Source organism: Actinoallomurus acaciae, from assembly GCF_042429965.1.
In the GTDB taxonomy this organism is placed as follows: domain Bacteria; phylum Actinomycetota; class Actinomycetes; order Streptosporangiales; family Streptosporangiaceae; genus Actinoallomurus; species Actinoallomurus acaciae.
In genome coordinates, this window is record NZ_JBHLZP010000383.1 from 7,968 (window position 1) to 10,831 (window position 2,864).

General features: G+C 73.7%; 3 protein-coding genes and 1 pseudogene. All 4 read right to left on the reverse strand.

The window, feature by feature from the left end; genetic code table 11:
* Positions 1–379 (reverse strand): annotated as a pseudogene (locus tag ACFFNX_RS35355) (metabolite traffic protein EboE); the annotation flags it as partial.
* Position 380: 1 nt separating this feature from the next.
* Entirely contained in the window at positions 381–1,238 is an 858-nt protein-coding gene (locus ACFFNX_RS35360; RefSeq protein ID WP_378210285.1) for a TatD family hydrolase, read from the reverse strand.
* A gap of 1 nt (position 1,239) precedes the next feature.
* On the reverse strand, positions 1,240–1,854 hold the full coding sequence (locus tag ACFFNX_RS35365) for an EboA domain-containing protein (RefSeq protein ID WP_378210287.1): 615 nt from the start codon (positions 1,852–1,854) through the stop codon (positions 1,240–1,242).
* A complete protein-coding gene (locus ACFFNX_RS35370; RefSeq protein WP_378210289.1) occupies positions 1,851–2,699 on the reverse strand; it encodes a sugar phosphate isomerase/epimerase family protein in 849 nt (282 codons plus the stop codon). The genes ACFFNX_RS35365 and ACFFNX_RS35370 overlap by 4 nt, the downstream gene beginning before the upstream one ends.
* Positions 2,700–2,864 lie beyond the last annotated feature (165 nt).

Consider the following 2,864-nt stretch of genomic DNA (forward strand, 5'->3'; position numbering starts at 1 on the left):
GGAGCCCCTGGAGGATGCGGGCGAGGTCCAGCGTGTAGTCGAGCCGCGCCCGCTCCGTCCAGTCCGGCACGTACACGGCCCGCTTCACCACGGGGGCGTGGAAGGCGCGGTACGGGAAACCGTTGAGCGTGACCACCTCGAGCCCGCGGGCGGTGAGCTCGCGGCGCAGGCGGGCGAGGGCCGCCTCATCGGCCAGCGCCCGCGCGACGTCGGCCGCCAGCCACAGTCCCACGCCGAGGGTGCCGGCGCCGAGCCGCTCGCGTACGGGCTCGGCGTAGCGGGCGAGCTGGGCGAGCACGCCGTCGAGGTCCTCGGCCGGATGGACGTTCGTGCAGTACGCCAGGTGCACGAGTGTGCCGTCGGGATGGCGGAAGCGCATCTCAGCGCTCCCCGCGCAGCACCGAGTTGCCGGCGTACGTCGCGGCGGGTTCGGCGGGTTCCAGGCCGTCGAGGTCGAGCCGGCCGCTCTGCCCGTAGAAGGCGACCGGGTTGCGCCACAGCACCTTGTCGACGTCGTCCTCGGTGAAGCCCGCCGCGAGCATCGCCGCGCCGGTCCTGGCCGTCTTCAGCGGATCGCTGCGTCCCCAGTCGGCGGCGGAGTTGACCAGCATCCGGTCGGTGCCGTACTCGGCGAGGAGGCGCACCATGCGCTCCTCATCCATCTTCGTGTCCGGGTAGATCGAGAAGCCCATCCAGCACCCGGAGTCGTGCACCGGCCCGACCGTCACCTCATTCAGGTGGTCGATGACCACCCGCCCGGGCGGGATGCCGGACTCGGCCACCATCTCGAGCGAGCGCCGCGTGCCCATGGCCTTGTCGCGGTGCGGCGTGTGCACCAGGGCCGGCAGGTCATGCTCGATGGCGAGCCGCAGCTGCGCGGCGAACGCCGCGTCCTCGTCGGGCGTCATCGCGTCGTAGCCGATCTCGCCGACCGCGACCACGCCGTCCTTGGCCAGGTAGCGCGGCAGCACGTCGAGCACACCGCGGCACCGCGGGTCGCCGGCCTCCTTGGGGTTGAGCGCGATCGTGCAGTGGTGGCGGATGCCGAACTGCCCGGCGCGGAACGGCTCCCAGCCGACGAGCCCGTCGAAGTAGTCGGTGAAGCTGCCCACCGACGTTCGCGGCTGACCCAGCCAGAACGCCGGCTCGACCAGGGCGCGGACGCCCGCCGCGTACATCGCCTCGTAGTCGTCGGTGGTCCGTGAGGTCATGTGGATGTGCGGGTCGAAGATGCGCATCTCAGTCCTCCTCTGGGTCGGTGACGAGCCACACGTCGGCCGGTACGGTGCGCCCGGCCGCGACCCGCTCCCGCGCGAAGGCGGTGAACATGCGGGCGAGCTCGGCGTCGCGGCGCTCGCGCAACCCGGCCACCGCGGCCAGCGGCACACCGGTGAAGACGCACTTGAGCACCCCGTGCCGGTACGCGTGCGGGTCGAGGTGCGCCGCGCCGTACGGGCCGAGGGCGGCGGCGATCAGGCGGGTGTCGTTGGTACGGAGCGCGTCGTGGACGAGCGGCAGCGCCTCGTCGCCCAGGTCGAGAAGGTGCAGTCCGCGCAGGACACCGCGCTTCTCCGCCGCGTCCCCGTACCGGTACAGGTCGCCGACCTCCCGGGCCAGGGCCGGGCCGGTGAGCGGCAGACGCGGCAGCAGCAGCGCCCGCGCCGCGTCGTCGACCGTCCACCCGTGCTCGTCCGCCTCCGCGTCGAGCGGGCCGCGCCCGCAGTGCCGTCCGACGGCGGGGAACAGCGGCCGGATCGCGCCGGCGTCGGCGGCGATCCGCTCGGCGGCGGCGTCCAGCCACTGCGCGCCGCTCGCGGTCAGCCGCGCGTCCAGAACCTCTCGCAGGTCGTTCACGCCGCCCCCAAGGCGGACTCGGCTCCGCGCAGGAAGTCCAGGGATCTGCGGCAGACGTCCGGGGCGGCGTGGCTGTGACGGGGGAGCTCCACCGCGACCAGGCCCGCGTAGCCGATCTCACCGAACGCGGCCAGCACCGGCGGGAAGTCGATCTCTCCTTCGCCGAACTCCAGATGCTCGTGCACGCCCCGGCGCATGTCGTCGATCTGCACGTTGACCAGCCGGGACCCGGCGCGGCGCACGCAGTCGGGCACGGACTCGCGCTCCAGACAGCGGCAGTGGCCGATGTCCAGGGTGAGGCCGAAGCATGGCGGCCGGCCGAGCCGCTCGAACAACCGGTCGTAGCCGTCGAGGTCCTCGACGAACATGCCGGGCTCCGGTTCGAAGCCGAGCGGCACGCCCGCCTCGTCGGCCGCGGCGACGACCTTCGCGCAGCCGGACAGGAGGCGGTCGGCGGCGACGGCGTCCGGCACCCCGGCCGGCTTGATGCCGCTCCAGAACGACACGGCCTCGGCGCCGAGGTCGGCCGCGATCCGCACCGCCCGTACGAGCAGGTCGATCCGCTGCTCCCGGCCGTCGTCGCTCACCAGCGTCGGCGCGTGCTTGTGCCAGGGGTCCATCAGGTACCGCGCGCCGGTCTCGACGACGACGCCGAGCCCGAGCCGCTCCAGGCGGCCCGCCAGTGCCGACACTCGCAGCGAGAGGTCGGGCGCGTACGGGTCGAGGTGGTGGTGGTCGAGGGTGAGGGCGACGCCCTGGTAGCCGAGGCCGGCGATGATCTCCAGTGCGTCGTCGAGCCGGTGGTTGGCGAATCCGTTGGTGCCGTAGCCGTACCTCAGCGTCACGTCGGGGACACCTTTCTCGAGAGTCGGCGAGCGAGCGGGAAGCCCGCCGCCACCACCGCGGCCGCCGGCAGCGCACCCCTCCGGGCCGCCAGCGACGCCTGCAGGGGGATCAGCCCGAGGATCCCGGCGCCGACCGCCCGGCGGATACGGTCGGCGCCGGGGTCC